General features: G+C 65.9%; 22 protein-coding genes and 1 tRNA gene. 12 read left to right on the forward strand and 11 right to left on the reverse strand.

Translation table 11 applies throughout. The features are described 5' to 3' along the window. Positions 1–7: 7 nt before the first annotated feature. Both D619_RS0107235 and D619_RS0107240 read left to right on the forward strand, forming a co-directional pair. Positions 8–2,170 (forward strand): molybdopterin cofactor-binding domain-containing protein, encoded by a 2,163-nt coding sequence (locus D619_RS0107235; RefSeq protein WP_017667909.1) that lies wholly within the window; start codon positions 8–10, stop codon positions 2,168–2,170. Between the two features lie 41 nt (positions 2,171–2,211). Then, positions 2,212–2,874: a DUF2490 domain-containing protein gene (locus D619_RS0107240; protein WP_026090809.1), complete on the forward strand. Its 663-nt coding sequence runs from the start codon at positions 2,212–2,214 to the stop codon at positions 2,872–2,874. A 21-nt stretch (positions 2,875–2,895) separates the two neighbouring features. Here the strand turns inward: D619_RS0107240 and D619_RS0107245 are convergent, their stop codons facing one another. From D619_RS0107245 to D619_RS0107285, 9 genes are all read right to left on the reverse strand, one after another. After that, on the reverse strand, positions 2,896–3,261 hold the full coding sequence (locus D619_RS0107245; RefSeq protein ID WP_017667911.1) for a c-type cytochrome: 366 nt from the start codon (positions 3,259–3,261) through the stop codon (positions 2,896–2,898). Positions 3,262–3,281: 20 nt separating this feature from the next. Next, complete coding sequence (locus D619_RS0107250) at positions 3,282–3,743, reverse strand: copper chaperone PCu(A)C (protein ID WP_017667912.1); 462 nt, start codon at positions 3,741–3,743, stop codon at positions 3,282–3,284. Between the two features lie 104 nt (positions 3,744–3,847). Then, a complete protein-coding gene (locus D619_RS0107255) occupies positions 3,848–5,326 on the reverse strand; it encodes a TolC family protein (protein ID WP_193743268.1) in 1,479 nt (492 codons plus the stop codon). Then, positions 5,310–6,392, reverse strand: a complete 1,083-nt coding sequence (locus D619_RS0107260) for an HlyD family efflux transporter periplasmic adaptor subunit (protein WP_017667914.1) — start codon at positions 6,390–6,392, stop codon at positions 5,310–5,312. The genes D619_RS0107255 and D619_RS0107260 overlap by 17 nt, the downstream gene beginning before the upstream one ends. Further along, positions 6,382–8,100, reverse strand: a complete 1,719-nt coding sequence (locus tag D619_RS0107265) for an ABC transporter ATP-binding protein (protein WP_017667915.1) — start codon at positions 8,098–8,100, stop codon at positions 6,382–6,384. The genes D619_RS0107260 and D619_RS0107265 overlap by 11 nt, the downstream gene beginning before the upstream one ends. Positions 8,101–8,241: 141 nt before the next feature. Beyond that, positions 8,242–9,585 carry an aspartate aminotransferase family protein gene (locus D619_RS0107270; protein WP_026090812.1) on the reverse strand — a complete coding sequence of 448 codons (1,344 nt, stop codon included), beginning with the start codon at positions 9,583–9,585 and terminating at the stop codon, positions 8,242–8,244. Positions 9,586–9,615: 30 nt separating this feature from the next. Then, positions 9,616–10,104 carry a glutathione peroxidase gene (locus tag D619_RS0107275; RefSeq protein WP_017667917.1) on the reverse strand — a complete coding sequence of 163 codons (489 nt, stop codon included), beginning with the start codon at positions 10,102–10,104 and terminating at the stop codon, positions 9,616–9,618. Positions 10,105–10,116: 12 nt separating this feature from the next. Continuing rightward, positions 10,117–10,707, reverse strand: coding sequence for a thymidine kinase (locus tag D619_RS0107280; RefSeq protein ID WP_017667918.1), 591 nt, complete (start codon positions 10,705–10,707; stop codon positions 10,117–10,119). 58 nt (positions 10,708–10,765) lie between these two features. Beyond that, positions 10,766–11,590, reverse strand: a complete 825-nt coding sequence (locus D619_RS0107285) for a TIGR00266 family protein (protein ID WP_017667919.1) — start codon at positions 11,588–11,590, stop codon at positions 10,766–10,768. 110 nt (positions 11,591–11,700) lie between these two features. Between D619_RS0107285 and D619_RS0107290 the strand changes: the two genes are divergently transcribed. The 4 genes from D619_RS0107290 (at position 11,701) to D619_RS0107305 (ending at position 15,957) form a co-directional block, all read left to right on the forward strand. Beyond that, on the forward strand, positions 11,701–13,758 hold the full coding sequence (locus D619_RS0107290; protein WP_017667920.1) for a TonB-dependent receptor: 2,058 nt from the start codon (positions 11,701–11,703) through the stop codon (positions 13,756–13,758). 67 nt (positions 13,759–13,825) lie between these two features. Further along, complete coding sequence (locus D619_RS0107295; RefSeq protein WP_017667921.1) at positions 13,826–14,359, forward strand: cytochrome b; 534 nt, start codon at positions 13,826–13,828, stop codon at positions 14,357–14,359. A gap of 31 nt (positions 14,360–14,390) precedes the next feature. Beyond that, on the forward strand, positions 14,391–15,077 hold the full coding sequence (gene ung, locus D619_RS0107300) for a uracil-DNA glycosylase (RefSeq protein WP_017667922.1): 687 nt from the start codon (positions 14,391–14,393) through the stop codon (positions 15,075–15,077). Between the two features lie 28 nt (positions 15,078–15,105). Continuing rightward, positions 15,106–15,957, forward strand: a complete 852-nt coding sequence (locus D619_RS0107305) for an alpha/beta fold hydrolase (protein WP_026090813.1) — start codon at positions 15,106–15,108, stop codon at positions 15,955–15,957. Between the two features lie 18 nt (positions 15,958–15,975). On the opposite strand, the gene D619_RS0107310 is transcribed toward D619_RS0107305, so the two are convergent. Further along, positions 15,976–16,051: transfer RNA gene (locus tag D619_RS0107310), tRNA-Thr, on the reverse strand. A 124-nt stretch (positions 16,052–16,175) separates the two neighbouring features. Here D619_RS0107310 and D619_RS0107315 point away from each other — a divergent pair. From D619_RS0107315 to D619_RS16000, 6 genes are all read left to right on the forward strand, one after another. After that, positions 16,176–16,844, forward strand: a complete 669-nt coding sequence (locus tag D619_RS0107315) for a hypothetical protein (protein ID WP_020480420.1) — start codon at positions 16,176–16,178, stop codon at positions 16,842–16,844. Between the two features lie 74 nt (positions 16,845–16,918). Continuing rightward, positions 16,919–21,679 (forward strand): NAD-glutamate dehydrogenase, encoded by a 4,761-nt coding sequence (locus D619_RS0107320; RefSeq protein WP_017667925.1) that lies wholly within the window; start codon positions 16,919–16,921, stop codon positions 21,677–21,679. Positions 21,680–21,777: 98 nt separating this feature from the next. Beyond that, a complete protein-coding gene (gene gatC, locus D619_RS0107325) occupies positions 21,778–22,065 on the forward strand; it encodes an Asp-tRNA(Asn)/Glu-tRNA(Gln) amidotransferase subunit GatC (RefSeq protein WP_017667926.1) in 288 nt (95 codons plus the stop codon). Then, the gene (gene gatA / locus D619_RS0107330) at positions 22,065–23,519 is read left to right on the forward strand and encodes an Asp-tRNA(Asn)/Glu-tRNA(Gln) amidotransferase subunit GatA (protein WP_017667927.1); all 1,455 of its coding nucleotides are present in this window, start codon (positions 22,065–22,067) and stop codon (positions 23,517–23,519) included. Before gatC ends, gatA begins: the two co-directional genes overlap by 1 nt. Continuing rightward, complete coding sequence (locus tag D619_RS15995; protein ID WP_017667928.1) at positions 23,519–23,917, forward strand: GtrA family protein; 399 nt, start codon at positions 23,519–23,521, stop codon at positions 23,915–23,917. The genes gatA and D619_RS15995 overlap by 1 nt, the downstream gene beginning before the upstream one ends. A gap of 17 nt (positions 23,918–23,934) precedes the next feature. Further along, positions 23,935–24,996: a glycosyltransferase family 2 protein gene (locus D619_RS16000; RefSeq protein WP_081587085.1), complete on the forward strand. Its 1,062-nt coding sequence runs from the start codon at positions 23,935–23,937 to the stop codon at positions 24,994–24,996. Here the strand turns inward: D619_RS16000 and D619_RS17605 are convergent. Continuing rightward, entirely contained in the window at positions 24,887–25,633 is a 747-nt protein-coding gene (locus D619_RS17605) for a class I SAM-dependent methyltransferase (protein ID WP_081587086.1), read from the reverse strand. The genes D619_RS16000 and D619_RS17605 overlap by 110 nt on opposite strands.

A 25,633-nucleotide genomic window follows, 5' to 3' on the forward strand; every position in this document is an offset into this window, starting at 1 on the left:
GGCCATTATGAACATCCAGCTCAGCCGCCGCAATTTCCTCTTTGCCAGCGCGGCGCTGGGCGGGGGGCTTTATCTGGGCTTGTCGCCGGAGCGGGCGGACGCGGCAGAACCGGGCCAGCTGAACGCCTGGGTGGTGATCCCCGCCACGGGCCGCATCCGGATCATGGCCAGCAACCCGGAAGTGGGCCAGGGCATCCGCACCAGCCTGCCGATGGTGATTGCCGAGGAACTGGACGCCGATTGGGCCGCCGTGGAGATCGTGCCGACGCTGGCCGATGCCAGGATCTATGGCCGGCAGGTGGCGGGTGGCAGCCAGGCCATGCCGACGCAATATGAACCGATGCGCCGCGTGGGCGCAGCGGCCCGCGGGATGATTTTGCAGGCCGCCGCCAGCGCCTGGAACGTGCCGGTGGCGGAACTCAATACGGACAAGGGCCATGTCGTTCATGGCACCAAGCGCGCGCCCTATGGCCAGTTTGCCGCTGCGGCCGCCGCCCTGCCGGCACCCGACATGGCCGGCGTTGCCGTGAAGGACCCCAAGAGTTTCCGCCTGATCGGCAGTTTCCAGCCCGGCGTGAACAACCGCGCCATCGTGGCCGGCAAACAGGATTACGGCATCGATGCGGTGGTGCCGGGCATGATCCACGCCGCCTTCCACAAATCCGGCGTGCAGGGTGCCAAGGTGAAATCGGCCAATGTGGCGGCCATCAAGGCGATGGGCGGCGTGAAGGATGCCTTCATCGTCGCCGGTACCGATGAATATGAAGGCCTGGCCAGCGGCGTTGCCATTTTGGCGGACACGACCTGGCACGCGGAACGCGCCCGCGCGGCACTGAAAGTGGAATGGAGCGACAGCCCGGCCGCCTTCCAGTCCACCGCCGCCTGGGCGAAAATGGCCGCCGATGCCAAGGGCAAGCCGCCCGCCATGCCCATCCATGCCAGTGGCGATGTGAGCGCAGCCATGGCCAGGGCCACGAAGCGGGTGGCCGCCGATTACGCCTATCCCTTCATTCCGCACGTGCCGATGGAGCCGATCAACTGCACGGCGCGGGTGGATGGCGACAAGGTCGAGATCTGGGCGCCGACGCAGAATCCGGAGCCGGGCCGTGCTGCGGTGGCAAAGCTGCTGGGCGTGCCACCGGAGAATGTCACCATCCACATGATGCGCGTGGGCGGCGGCTTCGGTCGGCGCTTGCAGAATGATTACATGGTCGAGGCCGTCGCCATTGCGAAACAGGCCGGCCGGCCGGTGAAGCTGACCTGGACGCGCGAGGATGACATCACCCAGGATTATCTGCGCCCCGGCGGCTGGCATTATCTCGAAGCCGGGCTGGACGCGCAGGGTCGCTGCATCGCGTGGGACAATCATTTCATCAGCTTTGGCCAGGGCGGCAAATTTGCGCGTGCCGCCGGCATCGGCCCCACCGATTTCCCCGCCGGCATCGTCGAGGATTTCCGGCTGGGCGCCACCGTATTGCCGCTGATCCACACCACGGGGTTCCTGCGCGCGCCGGCCAACAATGCCTTCGGCTTTGTCACCCAAGGCTTCATCGACGAACTGGCGCACGCTGCCGGCGCTGATCCGGTGCAGTTTCGCCGCGATTTCCTGGGCGCCCCGCGCATCATCGGCGATCCCAAGTCGCGCGGGCCCTATAATACGGGGCGCATGCGCGCCGTGCTCGACAAGGCCGCCGCCATGGCCGGCTGGGGCCGCAAGCTGCCCAGGCGCACCGGGCTGGGGGTGGCCTTCCACTTCAGCCACCTCGGTTACTTCGCCAATGTGATCGAAGCCAGCGTGGCGACGGACGGCACGGTGAAGGTGCACAAGGTGTGGGTCGCCGGCGACATCGGCCGCCAGATCGTCAACCCGGCAGGCGCCATGAACCAGGTGCAGGGCAGCATTCTCGATGCGCTGGGCGCGTGCATGGGCCATGAAATCACGTTCGCCGATGGCGCCATCGAACAGCGCAATTTCGGTGACGTGCCGATGCTGCGCAACGAACAGATCCCGCCGATCGAGGTCGCCTTCCTCACGCCGGATTATCCGGTGACCGGCCTGGGTGAGCCGGCATATCCGGCGGTCGCGCCGGCGCTGGCCAACGCGATCTTTGCTGCAACGGGCGTGCGCCTGCGCAAATTGCCGCTGGATCTGGCGCAACTGAAAGCCTGAACTGTCGCACGTTTGACATAATTTGCAGGCAGTGCAGCGCCATGCGTTACATTTCTGTAATCTCTATGCTGCTCGCCTCGCCTGCCGCCGCCCAGGATGTGCAAAGCTGGAACACGTTGCTGGTGCAAGGCCCGGTGGACGGCAAGCTGCTGCTGTGGGCTGAGGTGCAACCGCGCTTCACCAATGACGCGGATCGGCTGGGCCAGTTCATCGCGCGCGGCGCACTGGGCGTGCGGCTGAAGAACGACATCGATCTGCACGCCGGCTATCATTTTCAGCATAATAATCCGGCGCCGGGCATCACCAGCGACGAACATCGCTTCTGGCAGCAGGTGATGGCCCCGGTGCTGCGGCAGGAAAATGGCTTTGCGCTGATCACCCGCTGGCGGCTGGAACAGCGCACGTTCGAAGGCGCCGATGATCTGGGCTGGCGACTGCGCATGCAGTGGCGGGTGCAGCAGCCACTGCATGGCAAGGGCAGCGCCGGGCCGCTGGCGTGGAGCGAGACCTTCTTTGCGCTGAACAGCACCGATTGGGGGGCGCGCGGCGGCTTTGATCAGCAGCGCAGTTTCATCGGCTGGCTGCAACCGCTGGGCAAACGGCTGAACCTGGAAGCCGGCTACATGCATCAGCATATCAACCGGCCCGGCCGCAATCCTGGCAACCACGTGATCAACCTCACGCTCAACCGCCGGCTCGGCTGAGCTGGCGGCTGGCGCGCGGCTTTAGTTCAGCGTCTTGAGATAGGCGATCACGTCCTTGCGCTTCTTGGCATCGGCGATGCCGGCAAAGGCCATCTTGGTGCCCGGCACATAGGCCGCGGGCTTGGTCAGATAGGTGTCGAGATTGGCATCGGTCCAGTTGACAGCCTTGGCCTTCATCGCCGCCGAATAGCTGAAGCCGGCGACGCTCGCCGATTTGCGGCCCGCCACCCCGGCCATCGATGGCCCGATGCGGTTCTGCCCGGCCACCACGCTGTGGCAGGCCTTGCACTGCACAAAGGCCTTTTCACCGGCAGCTGCATCCTGGGCCGCCACCGGGGCCGCCAGGGCCATGGCGGCCAGGGCGGTGGTGATGTGAATCATCTTCATGATGTCGTCTCCTTGCTTGATCAATGATGGCCATGCTGCGCGCTGGCCGCTGTCTCGGCCTTGAACGCCACGTCCAGCGGCCCGGCCTTTTCAAACAGCAACCGCGCCTTGATCATCTGGCCCGGCTGCACGGGCGTCTTCAGCCCGATGAACATCACGTGCAGGCCGCCCGGCGCAAAGCGCACCTTGCCGCCCGCTGGAATCGGCACGCCGCCTGACTGGGCGCGCATCTGCATGACGCCGCCCCGATTGAACGTGCCATGCAGATCAGACCGGTTGGATGCCGTGGTGGTGACCGACAGCAAGCGGTCGGCCGACTTGCCCGTGTTGGTGATGATCAGGAAACCGGCGCCGGTTTTGGAAACCGGGCTGGCGACCCGCAGCACGGGTTGATCAACCAGCAGCGAACCGATCTTGTACTCGTGCGCCGCTGTCGGCCCGGCGAGAGCGACAGCAAGAGCGCAGACAATCGACAAGCGCATGGCAAGCTCCTGATCGCAACCAGCGGCCGTTCGTCGGAGCGACCGCATTTGACGGCCCGAACTGCCATCGCGGCCCTTGGCCTGCAACCCCGCAATCACCCCTATCAGTTGCCAACCAGCCCCAGCGCCTTCACGTCGGCCGTGGCCGCCGCCAGATCAGCCTGGGCCACGATCTGGCGGAAGGCGGCGTCAAGCCGGCGCACCTGCGCGTCTGCTGCGGCTTCCTCGCGCAGATTGACCAGGAAGAAATCGGAGGCGCCTTCCTGGAAGCGGCGGCGCTCGGCGCTGGCCATGGTCAGGGCGCGGTCCTGCTCGTCGATGGCGATGCCCAGCAGCCGGCGGGCCTGCCGCGACGCCACTGAAAGGCCGCCGATCTCTGCCCTGATCTGATCCTCGATGAAACGGCGGCGCTGCTGAAAGGCTTCGATCTCCGCCTGGGTCTGGCTCAATCGGCCGCGCGCCGTGCGCTGCTGGATCGGCACGGTGAGGGTCACGCCCAGCTTGGCCTGATTGCCGACATAGTCGCGCCCGCCCAGCCCGACGTCGCCAACGAACTGGTTCACTTCGGCGGCCAGATCGAGGCGGGGGAGGAAATTGTTGCGGTCCAGCGCCAGTCGGGTGCGGGCCTGGGCAATGCGCACATCCACCACCCGCAGATCGGGGCGATTTTCCAGCGCCGTCAGCATGTCGTCAGACGCGGGCAGCGGCGCCGGCAGCGTGCGCGGCAAACGATCGGCGCCGGGCACGATCGGGTTGCCATCGGCATCGCGCCAGAACAGCGACAGCGTGATCGCCGCCTGTTCCAGCGCCTGTTCGGCCTGCACCACCAAGGTCTGCCGGCGCAGGATATTCTGCTCATTCTCGGTCAGCAGGATCGCGGGCCGCAAGCCTTCGGCCACCTGGCGCTTGAACCCGGCCTGCCGGTCGAGCGCCAGTTGCAGCAGATCCTTGAACACGGCCACGCGCTGCCCGGCGATCACCCAGCTGTTCCACGCCGCGATGGTGCGGGCCTGCACGCCGATGGCCACCAGCAGGCGATCATTGTCGGCCAGCACGACATCGGCGCTGGCGATGGCGCGATTGAAGCGGCGCTCGTCGATGTCGCGGTCGCGCAGCAGCGAAAACAGCGTGCCCACGGTGAAGCGGCCCAGCCGCGCGGTGTTGTTGCCGGCCTGCGACGAGCTGAACCGGCCGCGCGACACGTCATAGCCGGCATAGACATTGCCGCCATTGCTGGCGAGCGGCTGGTACAGGCGCACCCCGGCTTCCGAACCATCAACGGTGCCGATCGGCCGCGCTTCGAGATTGGCGCTGAACAATGTGTCGAACGCGCCTTCGGTGGTAAGCAGGCGGCCTTCGGCACCGCGCACCCGGGCCAGCGCTTCCAGCACCTGCGGCGCGTGATAGCGGCTGGCAGCAAGCACTTCTTCCAGCGACAGCGGCGACGTTGCTGCCGGCAACGGCTGGGCTGCGGCACGGGCATCGGCTTCCAGGGCACGCCGGCTGCTGGCCGGCTGCTGCGCCGCTGCCAGCGACGGCAGCAGCAGCAGGAGCGCCAGCAGCGCCTTACTTGCCCGTGGCACCGGCTTCACTGCCCTTGGCGGCCTTCACTTCGCCGTTCATCGCCGGTTCGGCGCCTGGCCGCGTGAACTGCAACGGGAAATCGTTGAGCAGCCGCCACAGTTCGAACCAGATCGGCACAGTATTCATCTGCACCCAGCCGCGCACCTTGGCACCCAGCCGCACGGCGCGTTCATCCGGCCACGGATCACGATCGCCGCTTTCAACCACGAGGATACGGAACAGGCCATTGGGCGAGGCATTCAGATCCACCGCCGCCACCTGGCCATCGAAATAGCCCTTGGCAATGGACGGCCAGCCGGAAAACTGGATGGCCGGCCAGCCTTCGAATTCCAGCCGCACGCGGCGGCCGACATGGATCAGCGGGATATCGCGGCCATCCATGTACATTTCCACCACGCGGCGCGACTGTTCGGGCACGAAGGTGGCGAGCACATCGCCCTGCTTGACGATGGTGGCGCTATCGATGCTGGTCACCCGCATGATGCGGCCGTTGCGCGGCGCCCGGATCAGCTGTTCCGACTGGCGGCGCAGGTTGACATCGATCTTGTTGATCTCGGCCCGCGATGACGCGATCTTGGCGCGGAATTCCGCCACCTTGATCTGCGCCAGTTCCATGTCGCGGCGGGAGGCCAGGCCTTCGCCATAAAGCGTGGTCATGCGCGTCACATCGCGCTGCGCCGTGGCGGCGGCGGCGGCGGTGGCCTCGATCTCGGCGACCTTCTGGGCCCGCTCTGCCTGCAGGCGGCTGAGATAATCCGGATCGATGTCGACCACCCGGGCGATGGGATCGCCGGCCTTCACGCTGGCGCCATCGGTGACAAACCAGCGATCGAGCCGGCCCGGCACCAGCGCGGTGATGTTCTGCTGCCGGTCACGCGGATCATAAGCGATCACGCTGCCGGTGCCCTGCGCCGTCTGCACCCATGGCACCAGCGTGATGAACGCGAGGAAGACGGTGATGCCGGTCACCACCATGACGGCAAAGATGCGCATCACCGGCGGCGGATTGATGCTGCGCAGCGTGGCGAAATGGCCTTCCGGCAGCGGGGAACGATCAGTCGCCATCAACCGTCTCCCGCCCGGCCGCCGCGCGCAGCGTATCGAACGTGGCGCGATCGCGGCTGATCAACTGGCGATCAAGGCCCAGCCACAGATAACCATCCAGCACGAGATCTTCGGGCCGGTTGCTGAAATAGAGGATGGTGGTGTTGGTGCCCCGGAAATGATCGAACACCGCCTTCAGCCGCGCCCGCGCCACCGTGTCGAACAGCGGCGACAGCACCATGATGCGCGGCGCCGCCAGGATGGCCGCGGCCAGTTTCAGCTGCATCATCTTGGCCACGGTGAACGGCGCGCCAGTGGACGAAAGCCGCGTGTGGATGCCATCAGGCAGCAGCGCCAGCCGGTCTTCGAGGCCGACAAGCTTGAGCGCAGCCATCTGATCGGCCGCATTGCGATCCGGATTGGCGAGGCGCAGATAATCGGCGATTGTTGACTCCACGATGGCAGCGCGATCCAGCACGGTGATATCCGATCGCAGCGCCAGCGGATCCATCAGCGCGATATCCACCCCGCCCAGCGTGATCAGGCCCGATTGCGGCTTTTCCAGCCGTTTCAGCAGATCGGCAAATTCCCGCTCCATCCCCGGCACACCCTGGCAGACCAGGCGGCTGCCCTCGGCAATCTGCAGGTTCACATTGGCCACGCCCGCCGGCAGGGTGAAGCGCACCTGGCGCATTTCCAGCGCGCCGCCGCTGGGCGGGGCCAGGCCGGCCGTGGGCTTGGCTTCCTGCTTCAGGCCATAGAGCAGCGACAATTCCTCGATCGAGGCCACCAGATCATACCAGTCATCAAGATAGGAATAGAGGCTGTTCATGCCGGCAAACACGCCGGACAGGATCAGCTCGGCCGCCACCAGTTGCCCGATCGACAATTGTTCCTGGATGACCAGCCAGCCGCCCAGTGCCAGCAGGCCGGCCGACGCTGCGGCATAGAGGAAATAGAAGGCGATGGTCTGCGGGAACTGGTAGCCGAAATGATCGCTGTGGGCCTTCACATAATTGGCGGTGACCCGCTCTGCGCCGGCCAGCGCATATTCGATATGGCGGGCCGATTTGTAGAAGCCGTTGGACGCACCCACCGTCTCCAGGAAATGCGCGGCATTATATTTCTCGTGGGAAAGGATGATCGAGGTCTTCATCGCGCCCTTCGACCAGATCGCCCACACCGCCCACAACAGCGCAATCAGCACCAGGTTGAAGGCCAGGAAAAACGGGTGGTAAAAACTGGTGACGATGAAACCGACGATCATGCCCAGGATGATGGTGAAGCCGCCGATCAGCAGCGACGGCACCGCCTTCTGCATGTTCACCATTTCAAAATAGCGGTTGAACAGATCGAAGCGGCGATCATCCTGGAAGAAGGGATCGGCCGCATTGATCACGCGCATGGTGAGATCCGCCACCAGCCGCGCCATGAAGCGGCGGCGATAAAGCTCCATCAGATGGATGCGCAGCACCGACAACAGGCCGGAGATGATCAGCAGGCCGAACAACATGGCCGCCAGCGTGAACAGCGGCACGGGCAGCGCGGTATTGGCGATGCTGTTGATCAGCAACTGCACCGAAATCGGCGTGGCCAGACCCAACAGGGCAATGCCGATGCCATAGATGATCGCCAGCCAGAAATAGTTCTTTTCCGGCCACAATATGTCCTTCAGCCAGCTGTAAACCAGCTGGTTGAGGTCCATCTTCACGAGATCCTTGGCGGCCATGTGTCTCCTGTCACCAGCGGCGGGCAACGCGAGCCCATGTAGGGACACAGCGCCGCTCTGCCAAGGCGGGCAGGCAGAAAAAATTACATGGGCGTAATGATTCTGCCGCCACGTCTGCTCGGAATTACCATGGAACGGCGCTCAGCCGGCATCGGCCAACTGCCGCAGCCCGGTGCCCAGCCGGTCCACCAGTTCGTCAATCTGTGCCTTGCTGATGATCAGCGGCGGCGACAGGGCAATGATGTCGCCGGTGACCCGGATCAGCAGGCCCGAATCGAACATGGCGCGGAAAATCTCCTGGCCGCGTGACCCGGGCTGGCCGGGGCGGGGAGCCAGCTCGATGGCGCCAACCAGGCCGAAATTGCGGATGTCGATCACGTTGGGCAGGCCAGCCAGGCTGTGCAGCGCGGCCTCCCAATGATCTTCCAGCGCGCGGGCATGGGCAAAAAGGCCCTCGCTGGCATAGACATCCAGCGTGGCGATGCCGGCGGCGCAGGCCAGTGCATGGCTGGAATAGGTATAGCCGTGAAACAGCTCGATCCCCGGCACGTCGCCCGGCGCATCGACAATGGCATCATAAACGTGGCGCGCGGCCGCCACGGCGCCCATCGGCACGGCGGCGTTGGTGAGGCCCTTGGCCAGGCAGATCAGATCGGGCGTGACGCCAAAGCGTTCGGCCGCCGTGGCGGCACCGATGCGGCCAAAGCCGGTGATGACTTCATCGAAGATCAGCAGGATGCCATGCTGCGCCGTGATCGCCCGCAGCCGTTCCAGATAGCCCTTGGGCGGCACCAGCACACCGGTGGAGCCGGCCAGCGGTTCGACGATGACCGCCGCGATGGTATCGCCATGCAGCGCCACCAGCGCTTCGAGCCGGTCGGCGAAATCGGCGCCATGTTCGGGCTGGCCCTTCGAAAAGGCATTGCGCGCCGGATCATGGGTATGCGGCAGGTGATCAGTGCCGGGCAGGCCGGTGCCATAGACGCGGCGATTGGTGACGATGCCGCCCACCGAAATGCCGCCAAAGCCGGTGCCGTGATAGCCGCGCTCGCGCCCGATCAGGCGAATGCGCTGGCCCTGGCCCTTGGCCCGCCAATAGGCCAGCGCGATCTTCAGCGCGGTATCGACACTTTCGGAGCCCGAGTTGGTGAAGAAGATTCGGTCAAGCCCTTCCGGCATGATGCCGGCCACGCGCGATGCCAGCTGGAAGGCCAGCGGGTGGCCAAGCTGGAAGGTGGGGGCAAAATCCAGCACCGCAGCCTGGCGCTGGATCGCTTCCACGATGGGTTCCCGGCCATGGCCAGCGTTCACACACCACAGGCCGGCGGTGCCATCCAGGATACGGCGGCCATCGGCGCTGGTGTAGTGCATGTCCTTTGCCGCCACCATCAGGCGCGGATTGGCCTTGAAATAGCGATTGTCGGTGAACGGCATCCACAGAGACGAAAGATCGTTGGGAAGACTTGGGGGTGCGACGCTGGCCATGAGCAAGGCCCTCCTCTCGTGGCTGGTGGTTCAGGCTTTCGCGAGCAATTTCTCGATCTGGCTGCCCAGGGCTTCGGGCTTGGTGGCCGGGGCAAAACGTTCCTGCACCTGGCCATGCTTGTCGACCAGGAATTTGGTGAAATTCCACTTGATGGCTTCGCTGCCGAGCAGTCCGGGCGCCTGTTTCTTCAACATCTGAAACAGCGGGTGGGCGGCATCGCCATTCACGTCCACCTTGGCAAACAGCGGGAAATCCACGTCGTAGGTGAGCTTGCAGAAATTGGCGATTTCGCTGGCATCGCCGGGCTCCTGCGCGCCGAACTGGTTGCAGGGGAAGCCGAGCACGGCAAAGCCCCTGGGGCCATATTTCCTGTGCAGCGCTTCCAGCCCTTCATATTGCGGCGTGAACCCGCACTTCGAAGCGGTGTTGACGATCAGCAGCACCTTGCCGTCGAAATCCTGCATGGAAATCTCGCGGCCATCGATGGTCCTGGCGCTGAAATCGTAAACGGTCGTCATTTCGCCTCCCCTTCAGGGCTGATGCTGGCCCGCCAAGGCTGCCGCGAAATGGCGGCGACACAAGGCGACATAGCGATCATTGCCACCAATTTCGGTCTGCTGGCCAGAGGCAACCGGACGCCCCTCGCCGTCAATACGCAAGTTCATCGTCGCCTTGCGCCCACAAGCACATACGGCTTTCAGTTCGGTGAGCGTATCGGCGATCGCCAGCAACCACTGGCTACCGGGAAACAGATTGCCGAGGAAATCGGTGCGCAGGCCATAGCAGAGCACGGGGATGCCCAGATCATCGGCGACACGGGCCAGCTGCCAGACCTGATCCTTGGTCAGGAACTGGGCTTCATCGACCAGCACGCAATTGAGCGTGCCCACCGCATGGGTGCTGGCAACGGCGGCAAACAGATCGGTGTCGGCCGCAAACACCTCGGCCGGCGCTGATAATCCGATGCGCGAGGCAATCACCCCATGCCCCGCCCGATCATCCAGGGCGGCGGTAAACAGCATCGTGTGCATGCCGCGTTCGCGATAGTTGAAGCTGGCCTGCAGCAACACCGTCGATTTGCCGGCGTTCATGGAGGCATAGTAGAAATAGAGCTTGGCCACGCGCCTTCCTTGCGCGCGGCCGAGCCCCTTGGTCAACAACTGGCTTGGCGCCAGAAACTCACCGGTTCCCGCCGATGATGTCGCCCAGTTCGCCAAGCAGGCTGCCTTCGCCGCGATTCTGGCCGCGGCCCATGGCGGCCTGCATCATGCGGCCGGCCAGGCGACTGAACGGCAGCGACTGGATCCACACCTTGCCCGGCCCGGTGAGGCGGGCGAAGAACACGCCTTCACCGCCGAACAGCATGGATTTGACGCCGCCCACCGTTTCCAGATCGAAGTTCACCGATGGCGTGAAGGCCGCCACGCAGCCGGTATCGACATGCAGCACCTCGCCCGGCGCCAGCGTGCGCTCGATCACGGTGCCGCCCATCTGCACGAACACCCAGCCATCGCCGTCCAGCTTCTGCATGATGAAGCCTTCGCCGCCAAACAGACCGGTCATCACCTTGCGCTGGAAGGCGACACCGATCGAAACACCCTTGGCCGCCGCCAGGAACGCGTCCTTCTGGCAGATGAGCGTGCCGCCAACGCTGTCCAGCTTGATCGGCAGGATATGGCCCGGCGTCGGCGCGCCGAAGGCTACACGCGCCTTGCCGCCGCCATTGTGGGTGTAGACGGTGGTGAACAGGCTTTCGCCGGTGAGCAGTCGCTTGCCGGCGCCCATCAGCGCGCCCATGAAGCCGCCCTGCTGGCCACCGCCATCACCAAACACGGTGGTCATGCCGATGCTGGCATCCTTCCACACCATGGCGCCGGCTTCGGCCACGGCGCTTTCACCGGGATCCAGCTCGATCTCGACGAATTGCAGTTCGTGGCCCTTGATCTCGAAATCGATATCATCGGCGATGCCGGTGGCGCGGCTGTGTTGCCAGGGATTGGGCATGGAAGGACTCCTGTTGTGCTGAAGCCAATGTAGGGATGGTGTGTTGCGCCGCCAAGACGCCGGCGCGACAAAACTTGCACCGCCCGGCGTGTTGCGCGACACACGCCGCCATGAAGCATCTGTCCCTCTTCGCCGCCCTGCTGATCAGCACGGCCCCCGCGTTTGCCGCTGAAGCCGAGGGCGCGCTGATCACCGTCACCGGCAAGGGTCTGAAGGATCTGCCCGGCGATGCCGCGCTGTCGCTGGTGGTGATCGAGCGGGACCGCATCCTCAATAGCGGATCGAACCGGTTGGAATCGGTGCTGGCCGATATCGCCGGCCAGCAGCAATTTCGCCGGTCCGACAGTCGTTCCGCCAATGCCACCTCGCAGGGCATCACCCTGCGCGGGCTGGGCGGCAATGCCTCGTCCCGCGCGCTGCTGGTGCTGGATGGCGTGCCGCAGGCCGATCCGTTTGGCGGCTGGGTGGCGTTTCCGGCCTATGCCACCGGCCGGCTGGATCGCATCCGGGTGACGCGCGGCGGCGGCTCCGGCTATTGGGGCCCCGGCGCGCTGGCCGGCACCATCGAGCTGGAATCCGTGGGCGGCGCCGCTATCAACCCGTTCACCGGCAGCATCGCCTTTGGCAGCCGCGAAAGTGTTGATGCGCAAGGCTCGCTGGGCCTGAAGCGCAGCGGCGGTTTCGCCACGCTGTCGGCCGCCTATGGCCGGGGCGATGGTTTCATCCCCATTGTCGAACGCAGCCGCGGCACGGCAGACCGGCCGGCGCCCTATGAACAGGCCAGCGTCAACCTGCGCGCTGTCGTGGAAATCGCGCCCGACACCGAAGCACAGGTGACCGCCACCGGCTTCACCGACAGCCGCGAGCGCGGCACCGATTTTTCGCGCAACACGTCCGAAGGCGTTGATGGCGCCATCCGCCTGGTCGGCCGTGGGCGTTGGGGCTGGCAGGCGCTGGCCTATGTGCAGACGCGCAATTTCACCTCGGATTTCGCCGCCGTGAACGCAGCGCGCACCACCGCCACGCAGACGCTGGCCCAGTTCGACACGCCGGCAACCGGCTGGGGCGGCCGGCTGGAAATCGCGCCGCCGGTGGGCGCAGGCGTCTCGCTGCGGCTGGGCGCCGATACAAGGCATTTGACCGGCGAGACCAACGAGCTGTTCACCTATGTCAATGCCGCCCCCACCCGCCAGCGCGAGGCCGGCGGCCGCACGGGCACCACCGGGCTGTTCGTGGATGGCAGCATCGAACGCGGTATCATCACCGCCACCGCATCGGCCCGCATCGATTGGTGGACGATCGAAGATGGCCGCCTGCTGGAAACCACCATCGCCACCGGCGCACCGTTCACCACGCTGATTTTCGCGGATCGGTCTGGACAGGAATTCACCGGCCGGGCTGGCATTGCCATCAAGGCAGCCGACTGGATCGCGCTGCGCGGTGCGGCCTATCGCGGCTGGCGGCTGCCCACGCTGAATGAACTCTATCGCCCGTTTCGCGTGGGCCCCGATGCCACCGCCGCCAATGCGCTGCTCAAGCCCGAACGGGTGACGGGCGTGGACGCCGGCTTCACGCTGAAGCCGGCGGACGGCGTGGAGATCGGCGTCACCGGCTTCTGGAACCGCATGGACGACACCATCGCCAACGTCACCCAGGGCAGCGGGCCGGGTGTGTTTCCCGGCGTCGGCTTTGTGGCGGCGGGGGGCTTCTATCGCCAGCGCCAGAATCTCGACGCGCTGGAAGTGTGGGGCTGGGAAGTCGATGCCCGCCTGCGTCGCGGCCCGTTCGGCCTGACCGCCAGCTGGAGCCATGTCGATCCCGGCATTTCCGCAAGCGGGGCCGCCGCGCCGCTGGATGAGCTGCGCCCGGCACAAACCCCGCGCGACCAGTTTTCCGGCACCATCGATTACAGCGACAAATTGTTCACCGCCTCGGCCACGCTGCGCCACATCGCCAGCCAGTTCGAGGATGATCAGAACAGTCGCAGCCTGAACAGCGCCACCATGGTCGATGCGCTGCTGCTGGTGCCATTGATCAAGGGCCTGGCCATCGAAGGCCGGGTCGAAAATCTGTTCGATGCCGAAGTGCAGGCAGCGCTATCCGGCACCGGCGTTGTGGAGCGCGCCCTGCCCCGCACCTTCTGGGTGGGCGCCCGCGTCTCCTTCTGAGCCGGGGGAACACCGTATCGACGGGCGTATAAGCCGGGCCTAACCAGCCGCCATGGAGACCCGCCATATGACCCGTTACAGCACGGTTGCCATTACGCTGCACTGGCTGATGGCCCTGATGATCATCGGCAATCTGGCCGGCGGCTTCCTGCATGATTTCGTGCCGCGCGAAGGCGGCCAGCGCGCGCTGGTGATGGATTTTCACAAGAGCTTCGGCCTGACCATCATCGCCCTCACCCTGTTCCGGCTGGGCTGGCGGCTCAACCACGCCGTCCCGGCCCTGCCCAACTATTTCACCGCGGGCGAGCGCCTGCTGGCAAAGGCTGCGCATTGGGGTTTCTATGCGATGATGCTGGCGCTGCCGCTTTCGGGCTGGGTGGCAGCGGATCGCAATGATCGCCCGCTGGCCTGGTTCGGGCTGCCGGTTTCCAAATTCGGCGTCGGCAAGGCCACCGGCAGCGCTGCCAACGAACTGCATGAGATATTGGGCTGGGCCATGCTGGCGCTGCTGGCGCTGCATATTGTTGGCATCATCAAGCATCTGGTGATGGATCGCGACAATCTGATGCCGCGCATGGGTGTGGGCCGCCCGGACGCTTGACGCTGCCGGCCCGTCGCCGCCACACAGGCGCATGGCCGATACGATCAAGCTGCACGATAGCTGGCGCACACCCTTGGCTGGCGCCTTCGCCGCGCCGTCGATGGCGGCGCTGAAAAGCTTCCTGCTGGCCGAAAAGGCCGCCGGCAAGGCGATCTATCCCAGGGGCAGCGAGTGGTTTCGCGCGCTCGATCTGACGCCGCTCGATCGCGTGCGCGTGGTGATATTGGGGCAGGACCCGTATCATGGCCCCGGCCAGGCGCATGGCCTCGCATTTTCGGTGCGCCCCGGCGTGCGGGTGCCGCCCAGCCTGGTCAACATCTACAAGGAACTGCAATCCGATCTCGGCATCCCGCCGGCGCGGCACGGCTTCCTGGAACATTGGGCGCGTCAGGGCGTGTTGCTGCTCAACAACAGCCTCACCGTGGAACAGGGCCTCGCCGCCAGCCACAAGGGTCGCGGCTGGGAGCCGTTCACCGATGCCGTGATCCAGCTGGTCGCCAACCGTGATCGCCCCTGCGCTTTCCTGCTGTGGGGCAGCCACGCCCAGAAAAAGGCCGACTTTGTCGACAGCCGGCGCCATCTGGTGCTGAAAGCCCCGCACCCCTCACCGCTGTCGGCGCACAATGGCTTTTTCGGCTGCCGGCATTTTTCGCGCACCAATACGTGGCTGGAACAGCAGGGCCTGCCAGCCATCGACTGGGCGCTGCCGCCGGTCTAGGTTCAGGACGCCTTGAAGGGGAAAAACGATGCGAAACCTTGCTCTTGCCCTGCTGCTGATGGCGGCGCCCGTGGCGGCCAATCCGCTGTTCACCGATCCGCCCGCCACCGCCACACCGCGCGCCCGCATGGAGGTGCTGCACATCCCGTCGGGCGGGGTGGAGATCAACGGCGTTGCTTATCTCGCCGCTGGGCCGGGGCCTCACCCCACCATCGTCATCTGCCATGGTTGGCCGGGGAACGAGAAGAATCTCGATCTCGCCCAGGCGCTGCGCCGGGCCGGGTGGAACGCCATCACCTTCAATTATCGCGGCGCCTGGGGCAGCCCCGGCAATTTCCGTTTTGGCCAGAATCCCGAAGACGCCAAGGCCGTGCTGGCCCTGCTGCGCCGGCCGGACATGGCAGCCAGACTGGGCATCGACACCAGCCGCATCGTGCTGGCCGGGCACAGCATGGGCGGCTGGGTGACGGGGATGGTGGCATCCGAAGACCAGGGCCTGGCCGGCGCCATCCTGATCTCGGCAGCCAACATGGGCGCGCTTGCGCCGTTGCTGGGCGACAAGCTGGAAGCACAGGCCGCCGGCAACAGCGAGGCCCTGGCCGGCACGTCGCCCGCCATCCAGGCCAGCGAACTGCGGGCGCAGGCCAGCGCCTTTGATCTGCGGCCCCGCGCGGCAGGCCTGGCGCGGCAGCCGCTGCTGGTGCTGACATCCGACGACGGCCTGAAGCCCGCCACCGATCCGCTCGTGGCCGCCGCCCGTGCCGCCGGCGGCACGGTGACAGAAATCCATGCCGCTACCGATCACAGCTGGTCAGATGCGCGGCTGCAGTTGGCGTCCCATGTCCACGACTGGCTGAAATCGCTGCCCGCGCGGCGTTGAGCAATCGCAGGGGAGAGGTGGTGCCGCTTACGTGACTCGAACACGTGACCCCCGCATTACGAATGCGGTGCTCTACCGGCTGAGCTAAAGCGGCATCTCGGTGAGGCGGCGCATTTATCAGGGGGTGGGTTGGCTGGCAAGGGGCAAGGCAAGCCACGCCATCAGGCGCACCGGGGCCGACATGTTCAATGCGGCCGCAGCCGAGCCGTTATCGGGGCATGAGCCACGCAACCCCCGGCACTGTTCACCCGCTTCGCGGCGCCCGTTTGCGGGATGAAGGCGACAAGGCGCCGGCCGTCGGGCGCCCGGGGCCGCTGCGCGAAGACCAGGTGCCGCGCAGCGTCGTGGTGGAACGGCGGTTGACCAACCGGGCCCTGGTCGCCTGGCAGAACGCGCCCGACAACGGCATTGCGGCGGCCCTGTCGCCCTTTTTCGATCACAGCATCGTGGTGCGCGATCCCGCCGGCCGCGCCATCATCGAAAGCGTGGGCGGGCCGGTTTCGGCACGCTTTGGCCTGGTGGCAGGGCTGGAACTGCTGCGCGATCCCGGGCTTTCCGAAGAGCTGGTCGCCGCCGGCGAACTGGTGGCGCTGCAGCCGATGCCGATCCCCTTCGAAGCCAGCGTGAACGATCCGATGGGCGCCCAGATGCTGGTGCGCGGGCTGGCCCTACCGCTGCCGGAAGCCGGCGATCCCGCCGCGCTGGTGCAGATCGTGCTGAGCTGGCGCGAAGTCCTGTCGAAAAGCGCCGCGCGCCGCCTGCGTGCCGAACTGGCCAATGCCTTTGCCGATGTGCAGCGGCTGCCGCCGCTAGCCGAACCATTTCCGCGCCGATCCCGCGTGGGCGCTGCGCTTGATGTGTTCGATATCACAAAGAATAAAGAGTGAGCGTCGAATCACACTTTTCTTTCCGGACAGCGCGGCGCATAAGCTGCGGCAAAAATGTCGCGGGAGCGATCGACGTGTCTGATTTGACCAAGCTTGGCGCCAAGGCTGCGTCTGCAATTTCCGCTGAAACCCTGGCACAGGCACTGGCCGGTTGCCTGTTTGCCCGCGCCCTGCCCGGCGAAATCGAAGGGCTGGACGACGCGGCGCGCGCCGGCGTGGCCGGCTTCATGACCGAGGCGGCGTTCCAGCGCCAGGCCGATCAGCCGGTGGTCCATATCGATCCGCTGGCCGACGATGGCTCACGCCGCTTGCGCCTTGCCATCATCGGGGAAGATCGGCCGTTCCTGGTCGATTCAACTGCTGCAGCCGTCACCGCCGCCAATGTCGATATCCACCGCCTGCTGCACCCCATCATTGATGTGCGCCGCGATGCCGATGGGACATTGCTGGAAGTGATCGGCCTTGGCAGCAACGGTGCGCCACTGCCCGGCCATACCCGTGAATCCATGATCTACATGGAAATCGAGCAGGTCGGCCCCAAGACCCGCGCCGCGCTCGAAGCCAGCCTGACCCAGGTGCTGGCCGATGTGCGCGCTGCCGTGACCGATTGGAAGGCCATGCTGGCACTGCTGCGCGAACGCATCCGCGCCCTTTCTGACAATCCGCCGCCGCTGGCGCCGCATCGCACCGCTGAAGCCATGGCGTTCCTGGAATGGCTGGCGGCCGACAATTTCACCCTGCTGGGCGCCCGCCACTACCAGATTGACGGGGATCTGGATGATCCGGCGCTGGAGGTGACCAGCGACCACGGCCTCGGCCTGCTGGCCGATCCCGATTATCCGGTATGGAGCGGCACGCGTGGCCCGGCGGATACGCCGCGCGCCTTGAAGGCGCTGCTGGCCAGCCCGGAACCGCTGCTGATCACCCGCGCCGGTGCGGTGGTGACGGTGCATCGCCGCGTCAACGGCGATCTGATTGCGGTGAAGGGCTTTGACCGGCAGGGCCGGGTGGTTTCGGAAACCCGATTCCTCGGCATGTATACATCGGCGGCGCTCAACACCTCGCCGCGCCAGGTGCCGCTGCTGCGCCGCAAGGTGGGCGAGATCATCGATGCGCTCGGCTTTGGCGAAGGCGGCCATTCGGCCAAGGCGCTGGTGCATGTGCTGGAAAGCTTTCCGCGCATGGAATTGTTCGAGGCCAGCCCGGACCAATTGAAGACCATGGCGCTGGGCTTGTTGTCGCTGCTCGATCGGCCGCGGCCCAAGTTGTTTGCCCGGCCCGATCCGTTTGGCCGCTTCGTGTCGGCGCTCGTCTATGTGCCGCGCGATGTTTACACCAGCCGCCTGCGCGAAGCTGCCGGCCAGATGCTGGCCCAGGAACTGAAGGGCAGCATCGCCCGCTATGAAGTGGAACTGCGCGAAGAGGGCCTGGCCCGCGTGCATTATGTGGTGGATGTCGCCGACGCCGCCAGTTTTACCGCCGATCAGGCCGCCGCGCTCGATCGCCGCCTGCGCCAGCTGGTGCGCGGCTGGGAAGAGGATCTGGAGGCCGCGCTGGCCGAACTGACCACCCCCACCCGCGCCGCGCGGTTGGCCCGCAGCCATGGCCGCGCCTTCTCGGCCAGCTATCGTGCCCAGCACCAACCCGCCGAAGCCGCCGCCGATATCATGGCACTGGTCGATCTTTCGGACGAAAGCCAACGCAGCGTGCGCCTGCTTGCCAGCGATGTACCGGGGCAGGTGCGCCTGAAAATCTATCGCCTGGGCCGCATCATCCCGCTTTCGGAAGCGGTGCCGGTGCTGGAGAATTTCGGCCTGCGCGTGATCGAGGAATATCCGTTCGATCTGGCCGACGGCCAATTGGGCTGGGTGCATGATTTCCTGGCCGAAGTGCCCGATGCCACGCTGCTGGCCGATCTGCCCGGCCTGGCCAGCCGCGTCGCCCCGGCGCTGACCGATGTGCTCACCGGTGCGCAGGAAAATGATGGCTTCAACGCGCTGATCCTTGCCTGTGGGCTGGACGCTGGCGAAACGGCACTGCTGCGCGCCTGGTTCCGCTATCTGCGCCAGACCGGTGTCACCTATGGCGTGATGACGGTGGTGGATGCACTCAAGCGTTATCCGGAGATCACGCGCGATCTGGTGGCGCTGTTTGCGGCGCGTTTCGGCCCGGATACGACCGACCGCGCTGCAGCACAGGCCGCGGTGTTGGCACGCATCGAAGCTGGCCTTGCCGAAGTGGCCAGCATCGATGATGACCGCATCCTGCGCCTGATCCGTGCCGCCATGCTGGCCACGCTGCGCACCAATTTCTATGTGCCGGGTGGGCCGGAGGCGATGGCCTTCAAGATCGACAGCGCGAAGATGCCGGGCTTGCCGGCGCCGATCCCCTATCGCGAAATCTGGGTCTATTCCCCGCGCGTGGAGGGCATCCACCTGCGCGGCGGGCCGATTGCGCGTGGCGGCCTGCGCTGGTCTGACCGGCGCGACGATTTCCGCACCGAGGTTCTGGGGCTGGTGAAGGCGCAGAAGGTGAAGAACACGGTGATCGTGCCCACCGGCGCAAAAGGCGGCTTCTATCCCAAGCAATTGCCGCCGGCGTCCAACCGGGATGCCTGGCTGGCCGAAGGCACCGAGGCCTATCGCATCTATATCCGGGCGCTGCTGTCGATCACCGACAATCTGGATGTGGCCGGCACCGTGCTGCCGCCCGATGGCGTGGTGTGTCACGATGCGCCCGATCCCTACCTCGTGGTCGCGGCCGACAAGGGCACCGCCACCTTCTCTGACACCGCCAACGCCATTGCCGAAGATCATGGCTTCTGGCTGGGCGATGCCTTCGCGTCTGGCGGCGGCAATGGCTATGACCACAAGGCCATGGCCATCACCGCCAAGGGCGCGTGGATTTCGGTGCAGCGCCATTTCCGCGAGCTGGGCACCGACGTTCAGAGCGAGACGATCCGCGTGGCCGGCGTTGGCGACATGTCGGGCGACGTGTTCGGCAACGGGTTGCTGCTCTCACCGGCCGTCGCGCTGGTGGCGGCGTTTGACCATCGCCACATCTTCCTTGATCCCACCCCCAATATTCCGGCGGCCTTTGCCGAGCGCCAGCGCCTGTTCGCGCTGCCACGATCGAGCTGGGACGATTATGACAAGGCACTGATTTCCGAAGGCGGCGGTGTGTTCGCGCGCAGCCTGAAATCCATCCCGCTGAGCCCGCAGGTGCAGGCCATGCTGGGCGTCAGCGTCGACGCGATGGCGCCCGGTGAACTGCTCAGCGCCATCCTGAAGATGCAGGTCGATCTGATCTGGTTCGGTGGCATTGGCACCTATGTGAAGGCATCGAGTGAAAGCCATGCCGACGCCGGCGACCGCGCCAATGATGCCATCCGCATCGACGCGCGCGACCTGAAGGCGCGGGCCATCGGCGAGGGCGCCAACCTGGGCCTCACGCAAGCGGCGCGCATCGAATTCTCGCGGATCGGTGGCCGCATCAACACCGATTTCATCGACAACAGCGCCGGGGTCGATTGCTCCGACCACGAGGTCAACATCAAGATCGCGCTGAATGGGGAAGTCGCCGCCGGCACGCTCAGCCGGCCCGACCGTGACACGCTATTGAAGGCGATGACCGACGATGTCGCCGAACTGGTGCTGCGCGACAACCGCCTGCAAACCCAGGCCATCAGCCTGGCCGAAACCGGCGGTGCGGCGGCCGTGCCGGTGTTCCAGCGCCTCATCCAGACCCTGGAAGGCCGGGTTGGCCTTGATCGGCGCGTGGAAGGCCTGCCGGGCGACGATATTCTGGGCCAGCGCGCCATGGCCGGCGAAGGCCTCACCCGGCCGGAACTGGCCGTGGTGATGGCCTATGCCAAGATGGCCGCCTATGACGTGCTGGTGACCAGCGAGGTGGTCGATGATCCGCTGCTGGAAGCCGATCTGATCGCGGCCTTCCCCACGGCCATGCAGGTGAAGCACCGCGATGCCATCCTGCACCACCGCCTGCGCCGCGAACTGGTGGCGACCAAGCTGGCCAACGAGCTGATCAACCGCGCCGGCCTGTCGGCGCCGTTCGAACTGGCCGAGGAACTGGGGGCCGGGATCGCCGATATCGCCCGCGCCTTCATCGCCGCGCGCCAGCTGTTCGGCTTCGCCGGCCTGTGGCACACGATCGACACGGCAGCGGTGCCGGCCACCGCCGCCAATGCGCTGCACCGTGCCACACAGGGCGTGCTGCGCGCCCAGATGGCTGATCTGGTCCGGCTGGGCGGCGGCCGCAGCGCGACTGCCCTGGTGGCGGCGATCGCTCCCGGTCTGAAGGCGCTGGGCAACAACATCGAGAAACTGGTGAAGGCCGAAGTGCGCGGCCAGCTTGACCGTTCCGCAACCGAACTGGCGGCAGCCGGCGCGCCGGCTGATCTGGCGCGCACCATCGTCCATGTCGAAGCGCTGGACGGTGCTGTGGGGATTGCCCTGCTGGCGGCCGAACGCCGGCTGGACGTGGCGGCCACCGCCCGCGCCTACACGATGCTGGGCGAAACCGCCGGGCTCGACTGGGCGCGCGGTGCGGCCGCAGCAATGAACCCGTCCGACCCGTGGGAACGGCTGCTGACCGCGGCGCTGGTGCGCGATTTCGAACAGATCCGGCTCGATCTGCTGCGCCATGTCGTGCCGGAAGCCAGCAACCCGGTGCAGGTGCTCGCACTGTGGCTGGAAGCGCATGCCGCCCGGGTGGCGCGCATCGCCGCTTCCATCGCCCGCGCCCGCGACAGCGGCACGGTGAGTGCCGCGATGCTGGCGCATATTGCCGGGCAGGCGCGCGCGGCGTTGACTTGATGGTGTGGGCCAGCAGCAACGCGGCGTTGACGTGACAAGCAGTCCGCGCCGCGATCGCCCCCTTGTTGCAAACCGCCTCGCCTGCTAGCGGCAAGCCCATGTCTGTCGATAGCCAAACCGTACGCAAGATCGCGCGCCTGGCGCGGATCGCCGTGACCGATGATGAAGTGCCGGGGCTGGTCGAACAGCTCAACGGCATATTGGGCTGGGTGGAACAGCTGGGCGAGGTCGATACCAAGGGTGTCGAACCCATGGCCAGTGTCATGCCCGGGTCCTTGCGCTGGCGCGCTGACGAAGTGACCGATGGCGGTATCCAGGACAAGGTGCTGGCCAATGCGCCGGACGCCGCCAGCGGTTTCTTCGCCGTGCCCAAGGTGATCGAATGATGAGCGCGCTGACCGATCTTTCGCTGGCGCAGATGAAGGCCGGGCTGGCGGCGAAGCAGTTTTCCGCCGTCGAACTGGCGCAGGCGCATCTCGATGCGATGGCGGCCAACCGGCATTTGAACGCCTATATCGTCGAAACGCCGGAACTGGCGCTGCGCCAAGCCAAGGCCGTCGACGACGGCAGCCGCACCGGGCCGCTGGCCGGCATCCCGCTGGGCATCAAGGATCTGTTTGCCGTTGAAGGCGTGCAGACCACGGCTGGCTCCAACATCCTGAAGGGTTTCGTGCCGCGCTATGAATCCAGCGTGACGGCCAATCTGCTGCGCGATGGCGCGGTGTTCCTCGGCAAGCTCAACATGGACGAATTCGCCATGGGCTCGTCGAACGAGACCAGCGCCTATGGCCGGGTCATCAGCCCGTGGAAGGCCAAGGGCAGCGACGCCGAACTGGTGCCAGGCGGTTCGTCGGGTGGTTCGGCGGCGGCGGTTTCGGCGCGGCTGTGTGCTGGCGCCACCGGCACCGATACCGGTGGCTCGATCCGTCAGCCCGCCGCGTTCGTTGGCATCGCCGGCATCAAGCCGACCTATGGCAGAGCCAGCCGCTGGGGCACGATCGCCTTTGCGTCGTCACTGGATCAGGCCGGCCCGATGGCGCGAACCGTCACCGATTGTGCGCTGATGCTCACCTCCATGTGCGGCTTCGACCCCAAGGATTCGACCAGCCTTGATATCGCGGTGCCGGATTGGGCGGCTGGCCTCACTGGCTCCATGAAGGGCAAGCGCGTCGGCATTCCGGCCGAATATCGGCTTGACGGCATGGACGCGGAAATCGCGGCGCTGTGGGATCAGGGCATCGCATGGCTGAAAGCCGAAGGCGCGGAGATCGTCTCGGTCTCGCTGCCGCACACGAAATACGCCCTGCCCACCTACTATATCGTCGCCCCGGCCGAAGCCTCGTCCAACCTCGCCCGCTATGATGGTGTGCGTTACGGCAACCGCGTCACGCCGAAGGGCGGCAATGTGCACGACATGTATGCCGCCACCCGCGCCGCCGGCTTCGGCAAGGAAGTGAAGCGCCGCATCATGATCGGCACCTATGTGCTGTCGGCCGGCTTCTATGATGCCTATTACACCCAGGCCCAGAAGGTGCGGGCGCTGATCGCGCGCGATTTCGCGCAGGCCTTCGAACAATGCGACGTGCTGCTGACGCCAACGGCGCCCAGCCCGGCCTTTGCCTTTGGCGCCAAGGCCGATCCGCTCGCCATGTATCTGAACGACGTCTTCACCGTGCCCGCCAGCCTGGCTGGCCTGCCGGCGATGAGCGTGCCGGCCGGCCTGTCAGCCTCCGGGCTGCCGCTTGGCTTGCAGATCATCGGCCGCCCGCTTGACGAAATGGGCGTGCTCGATGCCGGGCTGGCCATCGAACGGGCGGCGGGCTTCACCGCGCGTCCCTGATGATGGAGCAGCTGGCCACCCGCGCGGGCTTGGCGCAGTTCCTGCGCTTTGGCCTGGTCGGCGTGGCCAATACCGCCACTTCCTACCTTGTCATCTGGCTGCTGCACCTGCCGTTGGGCGTGCCGGCGGCCAGTGCCATTGGCTATGCTGCCGGCGTGGTGCAGAGTTTCCTGCTCAACCGTTTCTGGACTTTCAGCAACACGCGGCCCCGCACTGATGGGCGGCTGGGCGGCGAGGCACTGCGCTTCATTGCCGTCAATCTGGCATGTGGCGGCCTGTTCACGCTGGTCAACAGCCTGGCCGAACCGCACATCGGCCTGTTTCCGGCGACATTGGTCGGGGTTGCAATGGTGACGCCCTTGGGCTTTATCCTCAACAGGTTCATCGTGTTTCGTTGACAGTGGGGGGTGGGGCTTTGGTCGGACTATCGGTAGTCATCCCGTGCTATAATGAGGAAGAATGCCTGCCCGAGCTGCATCGCCGGGTCGCGGCCATCGCCCACCAATGTTTTGGCGATAATCATGAAATCGTGCTGATCAACGATGGTTCGCGCGATCGCACCTGGACGATCATGCAGCAGCTTTCGGCCGGCGATCCCGAACTGGTCTGCCTCAATCTCGCCCGCAACCATGGCCACCAGCTGGCGCTCACCGCCGGGCTGGATCTGTGCCGCGGCGAAAAGATACTGGTGATCGATGCCGATCTTCAGGACCCGCCGGAATTGCTGCCCGACATGCTGGCGACAATGGAGCGCGAGGCAGCCGATGTCGTCTATGGCCTGCGCACCAGCCGCGAGGGGGAGAGCTTTGCCAAAAAGTTCACTGCCGGCCTGTTCTACCGCATCCTCGATCGGCTGACCGACATCAGTATCCCGCTCGACACCGGCGATTTCCGCCTGATGAGCCGGCGTGCCCTGGATGTGCTGATGGCAATGCCGGAACAGGCACGTTTCGTGCGCGGCATGGTGGCGTGGATCGGCTACCGGCAGGTGCCCTTCCCCTATGCCCGCGCCCAGCGCCTGGCTGGGGTGACGCATTATCCCTTCACCAAGATGCTCAGCCTGGCCTTTGATGCCATCACCGGCTTTTCCACCAAGCCACTGCGCTTTGCCTCCCACGCCGGGCTGTGGCTGGTGGGACTGCTGGTACTGGTCGCCATCTACATCCTGGCCAAGTGGTTGAGCGGCGGCACGGTCGAAGGCTGGACCTCGCTCAGCCTGCTGATCATCGGCATTGGCGCGGCACAGATGCTGGTGCTGGGCGTGATCGGCGAATATCTGGGGCGTGTGTATGTCGAGGCCAAGCGCCGGCCGCTGTATATCGTTGCCGATGTGGTGGGCCGCGATCGTCCTGCCGGCCGACTGGGGGTCAGCCCCGCAGCGGTTCTGGCAGCTTCGTCGCCAGTGCCAGCAGGCTCAACCCCGGCGGCAACGGCAGCCGACCAACCAGGTGACGTTCCCAGCCAAACACGGCCGTGAACAGGCCGTTCAACGGTCCGGGCAGGTCATCATCCTGCCGGCCTTCGCGGCCAGTCAGCCGCGACGCCAGCCGCTGCGCCACCGCCAGCGGGAATAACATGCTGTTGAAGCTGGTCAACATCCGCAGCTCAAGGCCTGATCCGGCAAAGGCCGCCCGCAGCGTGGACTTGCTGTATCGACGGATGTGGTGATTGGCGTCGTCGTGGCTGCTCCACATCCACTGGTGCTGCGGCACGGTGACCAGCAGGCTGCCGCCGGGCGTCAGCCGGCCGGCAATGGCGGCCAGCGTCGCGCGGTCTTCCGGCACATGTTCCAGCACGTCGAGCAGGGCAATCAGGTCATAACGTTCCGCCGGCAGGGGCGGCAGATCGGGCAGCCGCGCTGGCAGCACGGCGCGGCCCAACGTCTGGCTGGCCAGCGCGCGGGCATGATCGTCAAGCTCCACCGCGTCCACCGCGCCAAACTGGCCCAGCATGCCCAGATTGTGGCCGGTGCCGCAGCCGATTTCCAGCACATGGGCGGCCGGCGGCAATGGCACGTGGCGCGCAATCACGTCGGCCAATACGCGCCGCCGCGCCACATACCACCAGTGCGATCCGGCGTGTGCCGCCATATGATCATAGATACCGCGTTCCAT

It is taken from the genome of Sandarakinorhabdus sp. AAP62 (assembly GCF_000331225.1).
In the GTDB taxonomy this organism is placed as follows: Bacteria; Pseudomonadota; Alphaproteobacteria; order Sphingomonadales; family Sphingomonadaceae; genus Sandarakinorhabdus.